General features: G+C 51.3%; 1 rRNA gene (running past one end of the window). It reads right to left on the bottom strand.

Going from position 1 to position 2,635, the window contains the following annotated elements:
- Positions 1–98: 98 nt before the first annotated feature.
- Positions 99–2,635, bottom strand: a 23S ribosomal RNA gene (locus tag BCU75_RS01695); it runs 309 nt beyond the window's last position.

Here is a 2,635-nt window from a genome sequence, read left to right as displayed (position 1 = left end):
AAAGCTGCTTCTCTATTTAATAGAGCTATAAAAGTTTCTCTTCAAACTCATTCAAGGTCTGTCTTTCTATTGAGTCCACAAAACCCCTTGGGTGTTGTATGGTTAAGCCTCACGGGCAATTAGTACAGGTTAGCTCAATGCCTCGCAGCACTTACACACCCTGCCTATCAACGTCGTAGTCTACGACAACCCTTTAGGACACTTATAGTGCCAGGGAAAACTCATCTCAAGGCTCGCTTCCCGCTTAGATGCTTTCAGCGGTTATCGATTCCGAACTTAGCTACCGGGCAATGCCATTGGCATGACAACCCGAACACCAGAGGTTCGTCCACTCCGGTCCTCTCGTACTAGGAGCAGCCCCTTTCAATTTTCCAACGCCCACGGCAGATAGGGACCGAACTGTCTCACGACGTTCTAAACCCAGCTCGCGTACCACTTTAAATGGCGAACAGCCATACCCTTGGGACCGACTTCAGCCCCAGGATGTGATGAGCCGACATCGAGGTGCCAAACACCGCCGTCGATATGAACTCTTGGGCGGTATCAGCCTGTTATCCCCGGAGTACCTTTTATCCGTTGAGCGATGGCCCTTCCATTCAGAACCACCGGATCACTATGACCTGCTTTCGCACCTGCTCGAATTGTCATTCTCGCAGTCAAGCGGGCTTATGCCATTGCACTAACCACACGATGTCCAACCGTGTTTAGCCCACCTTCGTGCTCCTCCGTTACTCTTTGGGAGGAGACCGCCCCAGTCAAACTACCCACCAGGCACTGTCCGTAATCCCGATTCAGGGACCAACGTTAGAACATCAAAACTACAAGGGTGGTATTTCAAGGACGACTCCATCACATCTAGCGACGCAATTTCATAGTCTCCCACCTATCCTACACATGTAGGTTCAATGTTCAGTGCCAAGCTGTAGTAAAGGTTCACGGGGTCTTTCCGTCTAGCCGCGGGTACACTGCATCTTCACAGCGATTTCAATTTCACTGAGTCTCGGGTGGAGACAGCGTGGCCATCATTACGCCATTCGTGCAGGTCGGAACTTACCCGACAAGGAATTTCGCTACCTTAGGACCGTTATAGTTACGGCCGCCGTTTACCGGGGCTTCGATCAAGAGCTTCGACCGAAGTCTAACCCCATCAATTAACCTTCCGGCACCGGGCAGGCGTCACACCGTATACGTCATCTTACGATTTTGCACAGTGCTGTGTTTTTAATAAACAGTTGCAGCCACCTGGTATCTGCGACTCTCGTCTGCTCCATCCGCAAGGGACTTCACTGATAAGAGCGTACCTTCTCCCGAAGTTACGGTACCATTTTGCCTAGTTCCTTCACCCGAGTTCTCTCAAGCGCCTTGGTATTCTCTACCCGACCACCTGTGTCGGTTTGGGGTACGATTCCTTACAATCTGAAGCTTAGAGGCTTTTCCTGGAAGCATGGCATCAATGACTTCACTACCGTAGTAGCTCGACATCGTATCTCAGCGTTAGTAGTGGTCCGGATTTACCTAAACCACCCGCCTACGTACTTGAACCTGGACAACCGTCGCCAGGCCCACCTAGCCTTCTCCGTCCCCCCATCGCAATTGTAAGAAGTACGGGAATATTAACCCGTTTCCCATCGACTACGCCTTTCGGCCTCGCCTTAGGAGTCGACTTACCCTGCCCCGATTAACGTTGGACAGGAACCCTTGGTCTTCCGGCGAGGGAGTTTTTCACTCCCTTTATCGTTACTCATGTCAGCATTCGCACTTCTGATACCTCCAGCAGCCCTTACAGACCACCTTCAACGGCTTACAGAACGCTCCCCTACCCCACATACCCTAAGGTACGTAGCCGCAGCTTCGGTGTATAGCTTAGCCCCGTTACATCTTCCGCGCAGGCCGACTCGACCAGTGAGCTATTACGCTTTCTTTAAATGATGGCTGCTTCTAAGCCAACATCCTGGCTGTCTGAGCCTTCCCACATCGTTTCCCACTTAGCTATACTTTGGGACCTTAGCTGGCGGTCTGGGTTGTTTCCCTCTCCACGACGGACGTTAGCACCCGCCGTGTGTCTCCCGGATAGTACTTACTGGTATTCGGAGTTTGCAAAGGGTTGGTAAGTCGGGATGACCCCCTAGCCTTAACAGTGCTCTACCCCCAGTAGTATTCGTCCGAGGCGCTACCTAAATAGCTTTCGGGGAGAACCAGCTATCTCCAGGTTTGATTGGCCTTTCACCCCTAGCCACAAGTCATCCGCTAATTTTTCAACATTAGTCGGTTCGGTCCTCCAGTTGATGTTACTCAACCTTCAACCTGCCCATGGCTAGATCACCTGGTTTCGGGTCTAATCCTAGCAACTGTACGCCCAGTTAAGACTCGGTTTCCCTACGGCTCCCCTAAACGGTTAACCTTGCTACTAAAATTAAGTCGCTGACCCATTATACAAAAGGTACGCAGTCACACCACGAAGGTGCTCCTACTGCTTGTACGTACACGGTTTCAGGTTCTATTTCACTCCCCTCACAGGGGTTCTTTTCGCCTTTCCCTCACGGTACTGGTTCACTATCGGTCAGTCAGTAGTATTTAGCCTTGGAGGATGGTCCCCCCATATTCAGACAGGATATCACGTGTCCCGCCCTACTCG

Source organism: Vibrio splendidus (genome assembly GCF_002873455.1).
Classification (GTDB): domain Bacteria; phylum Pseudomonadota; class Gammaproteobacteria; order Enterobacterales; family Vibrionaceae; genus Vibrio; species Vibrio splendidus_J.
The sequence above is the reverse complement of the archived record's forward strand: the minus strand, read 5'-3'. Positions and strand labels throughout refer to the sequence as shown.